Here is a 15,336-nt window from a genome sequence, read left to right on the forward strand (position 1 = left end):
CTCCTTCACAGCCAGCGGACGCCGGGGCGTCCTCCGAGGTCTCGTTCGGCGACCATGTAGCGCATGGCGTCCATGCCGTGGTCGTTCTGCTTGACCGGCGTCTCTTTCGGTGGCTTGCCGGGCTGGTTGTCCCACACGTAGGCGAGGACTTCCTCGGCGGTGCCGGTCGGCTTTTTCGCGTCGGACAGCTCGGTGTCGCGTTCGATGAGTGCGTCCCGCATCAGGTACAGGCGTGGCTTCCCATCACCAGCCGCACGCCAGCGGGTTTGCACAGCCTGGATACCGTCGCTGACGGTCTTCTTCGCGGCCACGGTCGACATGCCGAGGTGGCGTTCGAGGGTGGCGCGGTCCTCCGCGTCGTGGTCGCAGAGGACCGCGCGTGGGCGGGGTCCGATCCACCCTCCGTGCTGGTCTTTGACGAGCGACAGGATGTGCTTGGCGTGGTCTTCGACGAGGGTTTTCGTCTTGTAGATCTCGCGGACGAGGTAGAGCCTGCCGTCCGGGTCTTCGGCCCAGTCCTGCCACACGAACGGGTTGGAGTATCCGAAGTCGACGGACCACCAGCGGGTCCACGTGTCCGGGACGTCGAACCGGTCGACGAGGTGGATGGCCGGGTCGAACGTCTCGTACACGAGCCCTTCGGCGCTCACCCATTTGCCCCACCGCATCCGCTCGTAGCGGGCGCCGGTGAGCGTGTCGAGCTTGGCCAGGTAGTCGCGGCCGTAGTCGGTCCACTGCCCGTCCTGGTACATGCGCGGGTTGTCTTCGTGGGTGCTGTACAGGAACACGGTCCGGCCGGCATCGGCGCGCAGCTTCAAATGGTGGGTCGGCGGTCCGGGGTTCGTCGCGAGGATGAGCTGCTGATACGACAGCTTGCCGTGCCGTAGCCGGGTCACGATCGTGTCCAAGTCCTCTTCGGTGACCTCGATCGCCTCGTCCACGAACGCCAGGTCGAACTCTGTCGACAGCAGGCGGGTGGCCCGGTCGAGCCCGCCGACGACGATGACGCTGCCGTTGGCGTACTTGAACGACGCCGGCTCTTGCGCCGACCCGCCGTAGAAGCGAACGAGCCCGGCCTGGAGCGCCTCGGCGGCGACCATCTGCCGGAACGTGACCAGCGTCGAGGCGGTCAGCGAGGCGTGTGTCTTCCGTACGAGCAGCGCCCGGACACCCGGCCTGGCCAGGCAGGCAAGGTGGACCTTCATGAGGGCGCCCACAGACTTGCCGGTGCCTGCCGCGCCGGACAGCAGGATCTCGCCGTCCTTACGCCGGAACAGCTCCAGGACAGCGCCGCGAGGCTCGTACCGGTGCACGGTGGGGGCGGCCATCGGACACCCCCACCGGAAAAGTTGAGTTTTGAGCATCCATGGTCAGGCCAGGTCGGCGACGTCCACGCCCACGACCTCGTACCGGAGACCGCCGTCAACTTCGAGCTGCTGCTTCACCGGAGTGTCCAGGCCGTCGAGCTTCGCCCGCCGCTGCTCGATGTCGATGATGGTCTTGATGGCGTCCAGCTCTGGGCCGCGGTCCCGCAACGGCTCCCCGTCCAGCTCGACGACCCGGCCGTGCTGGACAACCACGTGCTTCGTTTCGAGGATCTCGTTCGCCCGCTGCAGGAGAGCGTCTAGGCGCATCCGCTGCTCAGTCCGGTACGCCTCGACCTCGACGACGGGGATGCCCTTCATCGTCTTGTGCCAGAGCTTGTGAGCGGCCTGCTTCGAGATGCCGAGCTGGTTGCCGATGTCCTCGAACGTCATCCCGGTACGGCGGAGACGCACCACCTCGGCGCGGCGGTTCGCGGACTCTTCGACCTGTTCGGGGGGTCTGCGGTCACCCATGGGTCAACCCCCTCAGTGTCAACGGCTGACGGTGATGGTGATGTGTCCGGTGGGCTCGTACTGCCGCCATCCGCTGGGAGTGGGGTCGATCTCCCGGATGGTCGCGCTGATGGTGACGGTCATCTGTCCCCTTCCCCGGACATGCGAAAGGGCCCGGTCCGAATGAACCGAGCCCCTTACCGCCATGTCCTGCCAAGGCTAGCTGATCACAGTGTGACAGAAGGTAGTTGTGTGTGCAACTAGTGGGGTTGGTGCTGGTAGGGGAGCATGAGGGCGGCGATGTCCGCGAGACGGTAGAGGCTGTGTCCCCGGTCGTCCACGTCTGCGGCCTGGAGCTTCCCGCGTGACGCCCACTTGCGGATGGTCGCCGCGGGGATGGGGCGTACGAGGATCGACAGGGCGTGCGCTGCCTCGGCGGGCGGCATCATCATGACCTGCATGGCGGCGAGCATGGCGTCTCGGCGCTCTTGGACGCTGTACCAGGTGCGGTCCCCGTCCGGGGTGATGCAGACGGGGCAGGCGGCGTACGGGGCGTTCTCCGAGGCGTACAGCGCGGACCCGCAGTCGTCGCACTGGCCGGTGTACACCTTGACGCGGGGCCGGTCGATGATGCGGCGGACGTCGGCGACGGCGGACCTGATCTGGGTGACGGCTTCGGCGCCGGCGGGGAAGTGCCTGATCCAGGTGACGTGCTCCAGAAGCCATCTGGACATGCTCGGGAGACCGTCGAGAGGCTTGCGTACGCCCCGCTGCTCTGCGACGAGGTCACACCAGAGGGCGAGTACGGCCTTGAGGGCGCGGCCGGCGTCGTCGGCGGTGAGGTTGAGGGGGAGTGGCTTCTCGGTGCTGCGTCCACCGCCCGCGTTGCCGGCGGTGATGCGGGCCTGCCGGTAGGCGGTGACGTCCAGCTCGGTGTCGAGGGACGGGATGTCGCGCAGGTCGGTGATGAGCGGTGTGGTGCAGCGGTCGCAGACTCGCCCCATGTCGTGTACGGGTGCGGTGCAGAGGTCACAGTCAACGGTGGTCATCGGTCCCCCGATCGCGGAGATGGTGCAGGCTGGCGCACGGCCAAGATGGCCGTGCGCCGGGTACGCCCTGGTGCGTATGGGTCTGAGTTGTGCTGGTCACAACGCGGGGTACGGTCTGCGCCGTACCCCGCGCTGATCACACGACCCAGGTCAGGGCTTCGACTTCGGCGCTGGTCCACACGCTGCGGCTACCGCCGGTGTTGCAGGACAGGAGGCCACGGCGGTCGTCAGTGTGGTCCACGCGCAAGACGTAGTCGTCACCCTCGTATCCGACGACCTCCGCCTCGATGGCTCCGAGCGCGAGCCCGCATGCGAGGCAGAAGGGGAGGGGCACAATCGCCCCTTCCCCAACGCCGGGCCGGAACGTGGTCACTGGACGTTGCCCATGGGGCCGCGGAACGCCATCTTCATCGCCTCGTCCTCCGAGACGTTGGGGCCGAGGATGTCGTGAGCGGCGTCCGACGCCCGAACCACCTCGTACGTCTGGCACACGTCCGTGATCGGGATCAGCTCGTCCGGGTCGGCGTCGTCCCACGGCGGGCGGACGAGGGGGACGTTGTCCTCGCGGAACGACACGATCGGGTGCGCCAGCTTGAGCGTCTCGCCCTCGACGGTCTCCAGGTTGGTGATGACGGTCCAGCCGTCGCCGCCCATGAGCGTCTGCCCGAGCCCGGACTTCTCCATGGCGTGGCTCATCAGCTCCATCGTGGCCTGGACGAACTCCTTCCGCCACGGACTGAGGAACGTCATCGCCCGCATCGCCGCGGAGTGGCCGAACAGGTAGCGAGTGATGGACTTGCCGTCGTACTCGTAGCCGATCGAGTAGATGTCGCTGCGGTCGTCTTCCTCCTGCTCCATCCAGAAGAGAATCAGGTCCTCGCAGGAGATGCCGGACACGCCGCTGAAGTCCTCCATCCAGATAAGCGTCTTGAGCGGCTCGTCGTCGTTCTCGTCGTCGAACGCGAGCGGGATGTCCCCGTACCCGAACCAGTTGAGCGTGTGCTGGAAGCCGGGGACGAGGCGGTGCTCGTGGCAGAACTGGGCGACGGCACGGGCGTAGGCGAGGACGCCCGGCGACATCGGCTCGATGCGGTTCTGCGCCTCGATGTACTCGGCGAACCCTTGCCCCCACGTGTTCTCTTCGCGGAAGGCGTTCGCGATGATCTCGATGTCGGTGGCGGTCATCTTCGACTCGGTCATGAGATGGTCTCCTTACCGGGCCGGGGCTGATTTGGGCAGCCCCGGCCTGATCGTTACTTGGTGGGGTCGGCGGCCAGGTGGCCGATGACGTCGCAGCCGTACACGTGGCCTTCGCCGCGCCGCTGCATCTCCTCCGCGTAGCCGGCGACAAGCCAGCCGTGGAAGGTGACGGACGCGGGATCGACGAGCGCGAGCCCCTGGCAGGACAGGTCCCGCGCGTCGTAGCGGTGGTGCCCCTTGCTCAGCTCCCGGCGGACGCCGCCGACGAGGCGGGACACGTCCTCGATGATCTGATGCAGGGCCGGGTCAGAGTCGGCGCCGTACAGGTAGCCGAGCGCCTCGGCACACCGCTGCGTTGCCGTGTCGAGCTGGTCTACCAGCGTTTTCATGGTGTCCTCCGTGGAAGGGTCGGAGTGAAGGGGCCGGGCCTGCCTCAATCAGGCCCGGCCTCCTCACACGGCCAGCGCGACCGGGTTCGTCAGCGCCTTGTACGCGGCGTCCATCAGCGCGGGGTGGTGGTTCACGCAGCGGCTCCCGATCGCCCCGTGAGCCTCAACCTGGTGGGTGCTGCCGCAGTAGGTGCGGCTGCGGGCGCTCCAGTAGCCGCAGGTGCGGCGGGACTGGCCGATCGAGGCGAGCGGGTTGCCGTCGAACTCGTCGCGGGACAGCTTCAGCAGCTCCCGGTTGGAGTGGCCGGGACCGCCGTTGAACGCGCAGTCAGGGCACGAGTGCTGGCGCGGGCGGCCGGGCAGGTCGTCGGGCTTGGGGCCGAAGTGCGGGATCTGGTTGGCGGACATGGTCACTTCTCCTTGGTGTGGTTGAGACGGGCCTCGGCGGCGTCGTTGGTGGCGCGGAGACGCTCGATCAGCTCGTTGAGGCTGGCGGTGGACTTCTCCATCTCCCGGACGCGGGCGGCGTGCGCTTCCTGGTTGCGGGTGATGGCGGCGAACCGGTCAGCGCGGGCCTGGTCGAGCGCCTCCTTGAGGCTCTTGCGGTCGGCCCACAGGGCGGCGGTGGTGAACGCCAGCAGGCAGCAGGCGATCAGCAGGGCGATGGTCATGGTCAGTTCCTCTCTTCGGCCGCGACGACGGCGGCGAGCATCTGCGGGGTGCGGGAGTAGCGGGTGCGGGCGTTGCCCGTGTAGCCGGGCAGGTACAGGGCCCGCCAGGCGTGGGAGACCTCGGCGGCCTGCTCGATGTCGTCGAAGGTGCCGAGGTAGACGTTGATGCCGTCGCGCTTCGCGTAGGCGACGAACTTCGAGCCGGCGGCCCGGACGCCTCGGTAGCCGGTCCTCGACGTGCACCGGCGGTTCGCTGCGTTCTCAGCGGCGGTCACGATGCGGAGGTTCGCGCGGCGGTTGTCCAGCCGGTCGCCGGACAGGTGGTCCACGAACAGGCCGTCCCGGACCTTCAGTCCCATGATCACGCGGTGGAGCGGCCACATGCTGCTCTCGTGCCAGACGGCCGGGTAGCCGTGTGAGCCGAGGCTGAGCTTGCGCCCGTCGAGGTCGTCGGCGACGTCCTCGTCCACCCACGTGGCCAGAGGGCCGTCAGGGGTGCTCACGGGGAGGGCAACGGCGGTGGGGTCAGTCGGGTGGATGGGGGTTTGGAAGTAGGTGGTGGGCACTTCCGTCTCCTTCGTACGTACCGCCATAGGGGGCGGGGGTATGGCTAGCCATGAGTAGGCTGCTCTGACGTGCGGGGACAGAGGTGACAGACCGGATTCAAACTTTCCAACGTCTATATAGGGCGTCGAAATGTTGGGACGGGGTCTGTCAGGTCTGTCCCCCTGCTATTCCTGCTGGTCAGAAGCGTCCGTATCGGTGCGATACCGGACGCCCTTGTAGATCACCGGGCGCTTCGAGACAGGGGGGGTATCGAACTTGTCGAGACCGTGCCGGGCGAGCCCTTCCGGGAGGGTCTTAGGGCGGGCCTCGACGACGCCGTGACGGCTCGTCTCGGTGTGGCTCTTGAAGCGCGGGTGGAACAGTTCCTTGGGCCAGGCGTTGTGCCCGTTGGAGGCGAGCCACTCGTTGAAGGCCGCGTGCAGCTCGGTCGTGATGACGCTCGCCGCCGGGTCTGCGATGAGGCATTCGTCCCAGTAGCCGAGGATGCGGTCGGCTTCGGCACGCCAGTTGCGCGTGTCCTTGGCCACCTGGTCCGTCACGGCGAGCGCGGTGTCCGGGTTGGCGTACCAGCGCATCGCGCCCTCGACGACCCACGTCACGATGGCGTCGTACTGGCCGCTGCGGTTGGCCTTGATCCGGGCCTTCAGCCGGGGGTCGCCGTGGCGTTCGTCCTCGTGGCGGAGTTCCTCGCCGGGCTTGCGGAAGGTGTAAGGGAAGACCAGCAGGGCGAGACGCCGCCACGTGCCGTGGTCGGTCTCGTTGACGACGGGCAGGTAGTTCGTCGTGGCGAACAGGGCGTGCGTCGCCTTGAACGTCATGTTGGACTTGTAGACGTGCCGGGCCGTGATGGTGCCGACGTCCTGGATGCGCTTGATGGCGGCGATGTTGAGAGCCCTGCCCTCGGTCATCTCCTCCGAGACGAGGAACCGCTTGCCGCGGAGGGTCGCCATCTCTTCGGAGTGCTCGTTGGTGGTGGACAGAAGCTTCGCGCTGGCGACGTCGGCGTAGTCGCCGAGCGCGGGCACGAGCCCGTCCGTGCTGAGCAGGGACTTGCCGTTCTCGCCGCCGCCCTGCATCAGGACGAGGATGCCGTCCGGGTTGGTGTGCCCGGTGACGGCCTGGCCGGCTCGCGTCTGGAACCACTCCCGCTCCGGCTTGGGCAGCGCTTCCAGGGCTATCTCCCAGTCGCGGTGCGTGTGGTCCGGGATGTAGGAACCCTGCGTCAGCTTGGTCATCAGCAGCTCAGGGTTGTGTCGGCTGAGCTTGCCCGTGCGCAGGTCCACGACGCCGCTGGGAGTGTTCAGCAGGTCGGGGTTAGCGTCGAGCTGGTCGGCCAGCGTCGAGATGCCGTCGATGCCGCGCGCCAGGGTCGTGACGTTCCGCACCTTGGACGCGCTGAGGAGGGCCTGGAGCTCTTGGAGCCGCTTCGGGTTAAGGTTCGCCCCCTGTTCTTCGACCTTCTTCCCGAACTGCGCGGCGAGGAACTGCCGGACGACCTCGGAGACCAGGACGTCGTCCCGTACGGCCCACCGCTGCCCGTCCCACTGGAGCCAGCCGAGGCCGACGCACCAGCGCCACCGGCCGCGCAGGACCGAGCTGGCGGCGAGGTCAGCGAGCACGGAGTCAGAGACGTCTCCGTGTCCGGCGCCCGCGCTGGTGTCGTCGTCCGTGTCGGGCTCCTCGATGTAGGCCAAGGGCTCGGTGGGCCAGGGAACGTCTTCGTCGACGCCCGTCGTGCTGTTGTTCACCGAACCCCCTGGATGCGGCGCGGGTGACGAATCCCGGCGGTGAGGCCGCTGCGGATGGTCGCCGCGATCTGGCGAGGACCGCAGTTCGGGTCAACGTCGAGCCCCACCGCGTACGCGGCGTCGCCGAGGGCCTTCTCGGCGGCGGCCTGGTTGAGGACGCCCGCACCGACGAGCGTCCCGAGGATGAATGCGGACTTGTTGAGCTGGTCGCACCGGCCGGGCTTGCCCTGGCCGCCCTTGGGAGCGTCGAGGATCGCCTGCACCTCGCCGGAGACGGCGGCGGTGACGTACCGGTCCTGGAACTGGGGGAGATCGGGCGTCTGCCGGGGCGGCGTGGTGACGGGCTTCTCGCGCAGGTAGGCGGCGATGCGCGGGTGAAGCGGCGTCAGGGGGAGGGACAGCGTGTCCCCGACCCACCGGTACGGCTTGCCGTGCTTGCGGCTGAAGGACGGCCCGGCCACGAAGTACCCGCCGTCGCCCTTGACGTCGAGCCCGCGGCCGAGCTTGTTCGACCCGCCCTTGATGCGCCCACCGGGGTGGCCGTACACGAGGTGCGTGCCGCCGGACGGGGTGTGCTGCGTGGCGGTGTCGGGCAGGTAGCCCGCTTCGCGTCCGCGCTTGGCGGCGGCGTAGCCGTCCACGCCGTGCCCGCTCAGGCTGTCGATATCGAGGACGACGATGCCGGACGGGGAGCCGGTGCGGATGGCGATGAGCCCGTTGGGGACCAGCTTGGCCATCTCGCGAAGCCGGTCAGGGTCGCCGGTGGCGGCGTAGAAGCCGTGGCACGTCGGGTGGTCGCACGTCTCGCGCTGCTCGTTCGTGGTGTGGTGCTGGTCACACCAGTCGCAGTTCTTGACGGGGACCTTCCCGGAGCTGAGAAGGAACGGCTTCCACCCGATCGCCGCGTAGGCGAGAAGGGCGTCCACCGTGGTCACGTCGGGGCTGACGGTCAGCCTGTGAATGTCGGAAGTGGTGGCCCCGTTGATGGGACCGACCTGGATGGTGGGGGTAGCGGACACGGGTCCCTCCGTCTGCACGGGATTCATGGCAGGACAGGCGAGGGATTGCGGTGGTCTGAGAGACCCGTATCAGGCAGGGATGTCCACCGGCTGGCGGTGGCCCACGAGGGCCGGGTCCTGGATGCCGAGGGCATCGAGGATGTCCGAACGAAGCACGCGGTAGGTGTAGCCGATGCGCTGCACGGGGCAGGGGAACTCGCCCTTGCGGGCGAGGTCCTGGGACTTGGAGAGGCCGAAACCCCACGCGCGCCCGGCGGTGCCGATGTTGACGGCGGCGGGCAGGTCGAGGACTTCCTTAACGGTCAGAGCCTTGCTCATCGCGGCGAATCCTTCCTGGTAGGGGGAGCCGGGTTGAAGAAGCTCGGTTCACGCCGAAGAGGGCTGATCCGAGTCATTCAATCTGACTGGAAACCGCTTGTGATTAGCATGACATGTTTGAGGGTGGACCGCAAATCGAAACGGGTTAGACTTCATTCGAAACGAATGGAGGACACTGATGCAGGTTGATCCGACCGCGAAGGGCAGGGCGAAAGGTGCCGCTGCGTCCACGGTGTCAGCAGCAGCGTCGATCCCCGGCCCGAGCGTCTCGGCGGGAGCAACCGCCGCCCCCGGCGTCGTGACCGCCGGCGCGAGCGTGCCGAGCGGTGCCACGGCGGAAGGGCCCGAGACCAACGTCGCGTTGCGGATCGAGTACGAGATGCGGCGGCGAGGCTGGTCCCAAGAGCGCCTATCGAAGGAGATGGCGGACGTCGGCTGCCCGATCCATCAGTCGTCGATCTCGAAGATTCTCAACCCGCGCGGGAAGCGGCGCACGATCAGCGTGGACGAGGCGGTCGCGTTCGCGAAGGTCTTCGACACGACTCTCGACGACGTGCTGTTGCCGCTGGGGGTGGCGCAAGGCCAAGAGGTTCACCTGCTCGTTGAGGAGGTCAGCACGACTCTGTTCGAGAAGGCCGAGCGGGTCGAGCGCGAGATGCGGGCATGGGATCGCCTCTCGGAACTGCTGTCCGACCGCGAGGTGGTGGACAGCTACGAGGCTTGGCTCCAGCAGGTGATGGGCATGACGGCGGACCAGGCGAAGCAGGCGCTCCACTCCTGGCAGATCCGGACCCGCCACGTGTTCGAGTACTACACGGAGACCCTCATCCACGCGCAGGAGGCCGCCGACAAGGAACTGCGCGCGACGGTGCCGGGCCCTCACGCCCCGCTGTCCAGCCTGGTACGGGCACGCCGCGGACTCCTGTCCATCCCGGAGGTGGCGGAGAGGGACGTGTTCCGCACGTGGATGAAGACGTACGTCCGGTACCTGGCCGAGGCGCACATGTCGGACCTCATCGCCGAACTCCTGCGCCGGACTCCCGAGGGCGGGCCCGTCCCCGCCGAGCCCGTGCAGGCGTGCCTCGCCGAGATCGACCGCCAGATCGCCGAGATGGCCGAGATGCCGGCGCTCTCCTCCGATGACGAGCTGCAGCGTCTCGGCGCAAGGGCTGCCCCCGCCTACTGGGCCCACGAACCGATGCAAGACATCGCCGCCCGCCTCGGCGCGACCGTTGAGCGGCTCGTGGCCGCTCTGCGCAGGGGCGCCCTCTTGGAGGAGACAGAAGCGTGAACCCGAACCCGTACAAGAGATGCAAGTGCCGGGAGGACGGCCGGGAGCTGGGCGCGAAGTGCCCCAGGCTGCGCCGCGCGAACGGCTCGTGGAACCCGAATCACGGCACGTACTACGGCAAGGCTGAGGTGCCGTCCGGGCCGGACGGCAACCGCGTCTACCTGCGGTGTGGCGGGTTCGCCAACGAGGCGGACCTGATCGCCTTCTACGACGCGGCCGGACGGCTGCTCGACATCCCCGACGCCGGCCCGGACGGGCACGAGGCCCGGATGGAGATCCTGGAGATGATCCGGGCCGCGCACCGCAAGCAGGCGCCGATGCCCGACTACGGGGAGCTGCACCGCAAGTTTCGCGCGGGCCAGCCGCTCCAGTCGATGACGTTCGGCGAGTACTGGACGCAGTTCGTCGAGCGCCACCGGAGGCTCAAGGACATCCGCAAGTCCACCCTGTCGAGCTACGTCTCCCACCACGACGTGCACTTCGGTGAGGTCCTCGACAGCGTGCGGCTCGACCGGCTGTTCGCCCCGTCCGTCGAGGCGGTGTTCACCAGGATCGACGAGAAGAACGAGGTGTTGGCCGCGGCCCAAGCGTCCGACGACCCGGAGGTCCGTGCGTCGGTGCGAGGCCGGCGGCCCACCGGCCCGGTCACGAAGCAGCGCGTCCTCGCCACGATCCGGACCGTGCTGTCGTCCGCCCAGCGCGAGCACCTCGTGTCGTTCAATGCGGCCAAGCTCGTGAAGCTCGACGGCGGGCAGAAGGCGAAGGGCGTGGTGTGGACGAGGGTTCGCCAGGAGGCGTTCACCGCCGCGTACCAGCAGCGGTTGGAGGCCGAGCGGAACGCGCCGGTGCAGCCGAAGAAGCAGCTCGAAGCGTTCCGGGTATGGCTAGCCACACCGCGCCCGTCCCCGGTGATGGTGTGGACGCCCGTGCAACTCGGTGCGTTCCTCGACCACGCGGCGGAGGACCGGCTGTACGCGCTTTACCACCTGATCGCCTTCCGGGGCCTGCGCCGCGGCGAGGCGTGCGGCGTGCGGTGGGTGGACCTCGACCTCGACGAGGGCGTCCTGGCCGTGGCGAAGCAGCTCACGATGGTGGACCAGGGGGTCGAAGAGGGCGCACCGAAGACGGAGTCGTCGGAAGGTGTCGTCGCGCTCGACAAGGGCACGCTCGCCGCTCTCCGGGTTCACCGCAAGCGGCAGCTTGAGGAACGGCTGGCGTGGCGGGACGGCTGGCAGGACACGGGCCGCATCTTCACCCGCGAGGACGGGGCCGAGCTGCGACCGGACTGGGTCAGCGAGCACTTCGAACGGCTCGTGTTCGCCGCCGGCCTGCCACCGATCCGTCTGCACGATCTCCGCCATGGCGCGGCCACGCTGTCACTGGCGGCAGGGAACGACATGACGACGACGTCGCGGATGCTGCGGCACTCGAACCTGCACATCACTTCGGACTTGTACACGACCGTGCTGCCGGATCTGGCTCACGCGGCGGCCGAGGCGGCTGTCTCTCTGGTCCCGCGAGCGGTGGTTGTGGGGGGACCGTCTGAAACTCCCGGTCTCCCTTCGGTCTCCCAACTGGCAGACCACCGACCCACGGATTCAACGGACCCGGAAAAGCCGCAGGTCAACGCCTAGGTACCTCGGTAGGGCGGGTGGGACTTGAACCCACGACCCACGGATTATGAGTCCGATGCTCTGACCGGCTGAGCTACCGCCCCTGGATTCAGTTGTGTGGCCGTGGCGTGGTCCTGAGTGGATCATGCTGAGCCTGGTGCATGGCTAAGGCTAGAGCATCAGGACCGGTTGTGGGTGCCATGGGCCGGTGGGAGAGAGGTCTTCGCGGACATCATTCCATGTTCCGGGGGCGGTGGCGATCATCAGGAGGGACGAAGGTGGGGGTCGTGCGTGAGTCAGGGGGTGGTGCCGTAGGACGGGTTGCGGGTGAGCCAGTCGCTGTATGTCGGGCTGCGGCCGATGGCGTCCCGGTGGGCCTCCTTGGCCTGGGTGAGGACCCAGGCGGCGTCCGCCGCCGTCGGGTGGTGGCCGAGGAGTTGCCGCCAGCGCAGCGGGGCGCCGGCCAGCGGCACCATGACCAGGCCCTGCGCGGGCTGGTGGGTGGCCTGGCAGAGGGCCACGGCGCGGCCCACCTGGGCCAGGTGGGTGCAGGTCGGCACGTCCGTCTCGTAGATCGTTCCCGGGGTGAAGCCGGCGCGTGCGCAGGCCATCGCGAAGCAGTCGGCGAAGCAGCCGTCCCCCGGCGTCCCCGCCCAGTGCTCGTCGGCGAGGTCGGCCAGCTCCACCTCCTTCTCCTTGGCGGCGGGGTGGTTCTCGGAGACGAGGCAGAAGACGGGGTCGAGGCTGATGGTGTCCCAGACGAGCGCGCCGGTGGGGGTGCCGGAGTCGCCGCAGGCGCCGGTCAGCACGTAGTCGAGGCGGCCGAGCTCGACCATGCTGATCAGCTCGTGGCTCGACCAGGACGTGTACGTCGAGACGGGCCGCTCCGCCGCGAGCCGGTCCACCAGCCCGCCGAGTATCGGGCCGTTGGTGGCGCCGATGCGGTAGCCGGGGGTCGGGGTGTGGGCGAAGCGTACGGCCTCGTCCTGCAGTTCCTTGGCCGCCGGGAGGAGCACCCGCGCGCGGGCGAGTACGAGTTCGCCGAGCCTTGTGGGCCGGGCGCCGTGGCGGTCGCGCTCGAACAGGGCGCCGCCGAGCACCCGTTCGATGCGCTTGAGCTGGGCGGTCAGGGCCGGTTGTGCCAGCCCGAGCGTCAACGCGGCCTTGCTCACGCTTCCCGCGTCCGCGACCGCGCGGACGATCCTGAGGTGCCGGAGCTCGAGGTCCATAACGGGAAGGTAAAGCGGCGGCATCTTACAGACAATGCCTAAATGTCAGGAATTGTGACAGATATTGTCGGAGGACTCCGGGGTAGAGGGGACCCCATGACGACGATGGGAATAGATCCGGCCCAGCTCAGCGACGACGACCTGATCCGCGAGCTGCGCCAGCTCCACACCACCCGGAGCGACACGTTCTTCCACGGCTCCGACGACGCCCTGTCCCACCACACCTCCCGTACGAACGAGCTGGAGTCCGAGTACCTGCGCAGGTACCCGGACCGAGAGGTGGATCCCGAGCGGCTGCGCGAGGGGGCGAGGCAGCGATCATGACCGAGGGCCACGACGTCCAGGAGCTGTCCGACGTCGACATCCACGTGTACGAGGCCGTCGCCTCCCTCGCGGTCGAGACGGGCGGCGCCGGGCTCGACACGCTGGTGCACACCTCAGGCCTGGAGGAGGACGAGCTGCGGGCGAGCCTGGCGACGCTCATCGAGGAGGGGTACGTCGTCCCCCGGGGCGACGGGTACGGGCTGGGGCCCCACACCTTCGAGGTCGAGTACTGAGATCAGCGGCCCGGGCCCGTTCAGATGCGGCGGGCCCGGGCCCAGGCCACGAACAGCCCGCCGAAGACGGCCATGGCCAGCCCGGTCCAGAGGTTCACCGCCTCGCCTGCCACGCCGGCGACGATCAGGATCACGCCGTAGACCAGGAACAGCCCGCCGATCACCATGCGGATGTCGCTCACAGAATCACCCCGTACATCACGGCGGCCAGCACGACCGCGCCCACGCCCAGCACGACCGGTGACCGGTACCACTTGCGGTCACCGGCCAGCGCGTCGTCCTCCAGGTCCACCGCGCTGAGCCCCCATACGAGCCCGCGCAGCTCCTCCTCCGGTTTCTGCGTGGTGACCAGCGTGACCACCACGGACACCAGCACGTCCACGGCGAAGGCGATGCCCGCGCCCCAGAAGCTGGCGTTCAGCTCGGTGCCGAAGTCGATCACCCCGGCCTTGTAGAGCACGTACGACGCGAACGCGGCCAGCGTCCCGGACAGCAACCCCCAGAAACCGGCCCACGGCGTCATCCGCCGCCAGAACAGGCCGACCACGAACGTGGCGAACAGCGGCGCGTTGAAGAACGAGAACAGCGCCTGCAGGTAGTTCATGATGTTGGAGTAGCCGGCCGCGATGAACGCCGTCCCGACGCCGAGCGCGACGCCGGCCACCGTCGCGATCCTGCCCACCTTGAGGTAGTGCCGGTCGTCGCGGCCGGGACGTACGTGCGCCGCCCAGATGTCGTTGGCGAAGACGGTGTTGAAGCCGCTGATGTTGGCCGCCATGCCCGCCATGAACGAGGCCAGCAGCCCGGTCACCGCGATCCCGAGCACGCCGTTCGGCAGCAGGTCCCGCATGAGCAGCGGGATCGAGTAGTTGTACGCCTGCCCCTTGCCGAGGTCGCTGAAGAGCACCAGCGCGATCATGCCGGGCAGCACCGTCACCAGCGGGATGAAGATCTTCGGGAACGCGGCCACGATCGGCGTCAGCCGGGCCGCGTTCGTGTTCCTGGCCGACAGGGCCCGCTGGATCTCGGCGAAGTTCGTCGTCCAGTAGCCGAACGACAGCACGAAGCCGAGCCCGAACACGATGCCGATCCAGTGCGCCTGCATCGGGTTCTGGCCCGCGGTGTCGGCCCAGGTGTGCAGGCCGGGCTCGCCGAGCGGGCCCTGGCGGATCTTGTCGGCCAGCCCGCTGAACCCGCCCACCTTGATCAGGCCGAGCACGGTCAGGGGGATCAGCCCGGCGAGGATGACGAAGAACTGCAGCACCTCGTTGTAGATGGCCGAGGAGAGACCGCCCAGGGTGATGTACGACAGCACGATCACCGCCGACACCACCACCGACACCGGCAGCGGCCAGCCCAGCAGCAGCTCCATCACCAGCGCCAGCGCGTACAGGTTCACCCCGGCGATGAGGATCTGCGCCACCGCGAACGTGATCGCGTTCAGCAGCTGCGTCGCGCCGTTGAACCGCCTGCGCAGGAACTCGGGGACGCTCCGCACCTTGGAGCGGTAGTAGAAGGGCATCATCACGATGCCGAGGAACACCATCGCCGGGACCGCGCCGATCCAGTAGTAGTGCACGGTCATCGCGCCGTACTGGGCGCCGTTGGCCGCCATGCCCAGGATCTCGATCGCGCCCAGGTTGGCCGAGACGAAGGCGAGGCCGGTGATCCACGCCGGCAGGCCGCGTCCGGCCAGGAAGAAGTCCAGGCTGGAGCTGATCCGTTTGCGGGCCGCGATGCCGATGGCGAGCACGGTCACGAAGTAGAGGGCGATGAGCACATAGTCGAGGAGGTTCACATCGAGCCGCACGGCGAGACCCGCTACCCCGGAAAGCACGGCACTCACGCCCATCCGCGCGGTGGACCAC

The 15,336-nt window shown here is 68.3% G+C and carries 18 protein-coding genes and 1 tRNA gene; 4 read left to right on the plus strand and 15 right to left on the minus strand.

The genetic code is table 11. From position 1 onward, the window contains the following. Positions 1–5 precede the first annotated feature (5 nt). The 11 genes from ABD292_RS33090 to ABD292_RS33140 all read right to left on the minus strand — a co-directional run bounded on the left by ABD292_RS33090 (position 6) and on the right by ABD292_RS33140 (position 8,778). Positions 6–1,328, minus strand: coding sequence for a phage terminase large subunit (locus tag ABD292_RS33090; protein WP_344214301.1), 1,323 nt, complete (start codon positions 1,326–1,328; stop codon positions 6–8). 42 nt (positions 1,329–1,370) lie between these two features. After that, positions 1,371–1,838 (minus strand): hypothetical protein, encoded by a 468-nt coding sequence (locus ABD292_RS33095; protein ID WP_344214303.1) that lies wholly within the window; start codon positions 1,836–1,838, stop codon positions 1,371–1,373. A 239-nt stretch (positions 1,839–2,077) separates the two neighbouring features. Then, positions 2,078–2,821, minus strand: coding sequence for a MerR family transcriptional regulator (locus tag ABD292_RS33100; protein ID WP_344214305.1), 744 nt, complete (start codon positions 2,819–2,821; stop codon positions 2,078–2,080). Positions 2,822–3,235: 414 nt separating this feature from the next. Further along, the gene (locus tag ABD292_RS33105) at positions 3,236–4,066 is read right to left on the minus strand and encodes a hypothetical protein (protein ID WP_344214307.1); all 831 of its coding nucleotides are present in this window, start codon (positions 4,064–4,066) and stop codon (positions 3,236–3,238) included. Between the two features lie 53 nt (positions 4,067–4,119). Then, positions 4,120–4,455: a hypothetical protein gene (locus tag ABD292_RS33110; RefSeq protein WP_344214309.1), complete on the minus strand. Its 336-nt coding sequence runs from the start codon at positions 4,453–4,455 to the stop codon at positions 4,120–4,122. Positions 4,456–4,518: 63 nt separating this feature from the next. After that, positions 4,519–4,863, minus strand: coding sequence for a hypothetical protein (locus ABD292_RS33115; protein WP_344214311.1), 345 nt, complete (start codon positions 4,861–4,863; stop codon positions 4,519–4,521). 2 nt (positions 4,864–4,865) lie between these two features. Further along, positions 4,866–5,126: a hypothetical protein gene (locus ABD292_RS33120; protein WP_344214313.1), complete on the minus strand. Its 261-nt coding sequence runs from the start codon at positions 5,124–5,126 to the stop codon at positions 4,866–4,868. A 2-nt stretch (positions 5,127–5,128) separates the two neighbouring features. Beyond that, positions 5,129–5,692 carry an HNH endonuclease signature motif containing protein gene (locus ABD292_RS33125; RefSeq protein WP_344214315.1) on the minus strand — a complete coding sequence of 188 codons (564 nt, stop codon included), beginning with the start codon at positions 5,690–5,692 and terminating at the stop codon, positions 5,129–5,131. A 165-nt stretch (positions 5,693–5,857) separates the two neighbouring features. After that, entirely contained in the window at positions 5,858–7,441 is a 1,584-nt protein-coding gene (locus ABD292_RS33130) for a DNA primase family protein (RefSeq protein ID WP_344214317.1), read from the minus strand. Then, the gene (locus ABD292_RS33135) at positions 7,438–8,460 is read right to left on the minus strand and encodes a bifunctional DNA primase/polymerase (RefSeq protein WP_344214319.1); all 1,023 of its coding nucleotides are present in this window, start codon (positions 8,458–8,460) and stop codon (positions 7,438–7,440) included. The genes ABD292_RS33130 and ABD292_RS33135 overlap by 4 nt, the downstream gene beginning before the upstream one ends. A 69-nt stretch (positions 8,461–8,529) precedes the next feature. Then, positions 8,530–8,778 (minus strand): DNA-binding protein, encoded by a 249-nt coding sequence (locus ABD292_RS33140; protein ID WP_344214321.1) that lies wholly within the window; start codon positions 8,776–8,778, stop codon positions 8,530–8,532. Positions 8,779–8,956: 178 nt separating this feature from the next. Here ABD292_RS33140 and ABD292_RS33145 point away from each other — a divergent pair, with 178 nt between their 5' ends. Continuing rightward, positions 8,957–10,069: a helix-turn-helix domain-containing protein gene (locus ABD292_RS33145; protein ID WP_344214323.1), complete on the plus strand. Its 1,113-nt coding sequence runs from the start codon at positions 8,957–8,959 to the stop codon at positions 10,067–10,069. Beyond that, entirely contained in the window at positions 10,066–11,703 is a 1,638-nt protein-coding gene (locus ABD292_RS33150) for a tyrosine-type recombinase/integrase (protein WP_344214326.1), read from the plus strand. Before ABD292_RS33145 ends, ABD292_RS33150 begins: the two co-directional genes overlap by 4 nt. Positions 11,704–11,712: 9 nt before the next feature. Here ABD292_RS33150 and ABD292_RS33155 read toward each other — a convergent pair. Further along, positions 11,713–11,786 (minus strand) — tRNA-Ile (locus ABD292_RS33155). Between the two features lie 192 nt (positions 11,787–11,978). Then, positions 11,979–12,911, minus strand: coding sequence for a LysR family transcriptional regulator (locus tag ABD292_RS33160; RefSeq protein WP_344214328.1), 933 nt, complete (start codon positions 12,909–12,911; stop codon positions 11,979–11,981). 96 nt (positions 12,912–13,007) lie between these two features. Here ABD292_RS33160 and ABD292_RS33165 point away from each other — a divergent pair, with 96 nt between their 5' ends. Next, entirely contained in the window at positions 13,008–13,235 is a 228-nt protein-coding gene (locus ABD292_RS33165; protein WP_344214330.1) for a DUF6158 family protein, read from the plus strand. After that, a complete protein-coding gene (locus tag ABD292_RS33170) occupies positions 13,232–13,468 on the plus strand; it encodes a hypothetical protein (RefSeq protein WP_344214332.1) in 237 nt (78 codons plus the stop codon). Before ABD292_RS33165 ends, ABD292_RS33170 begins: the two co-directional genes overlap by 4 nt. Positions 13,469–13,488: 20 nt before the next feature. Here the strand turns inward: ABD292_RS33170 and ABD292_RS33175 are convergent, their stop codons facing one another. Beyond that, positions 13,489–13,650, minus strand: a complete 162-nt coding sequence (locus ABD292_RS33175; protein ID WP_344214334.1) for a hypothetical protein — start codon at positions 13,648–13,650, stop codon at positions 13,489–13,491. Next, positions 13,647–15,278, minus strand: coding sequence for a sodium:solute symporter family protein (locus tag ABD292_RS33180; RefSeq protein ID WP_344214336.1), 1,632 nt, complete (start codon positions 15,276–15,278; stop codon positions 13,647–13,649). Before ABD292_RS33180 ends, ABD292_RS33175 begins: the two co-directional genes overlap by 4 nt. Positions 15,279–15,336 lie beyond the last annotated feature (58 nt).

This window comes from Nonomuraea bangladeshensis (assembly GCF_039529455.1).
Taxonomy (GTDB): Bacteria; Actinomycetota; Actinomycetes; order Streptosporangiales; family Streptosporangiaceae; genus Nonomuraea; species Nonomuraea bangladeshensis.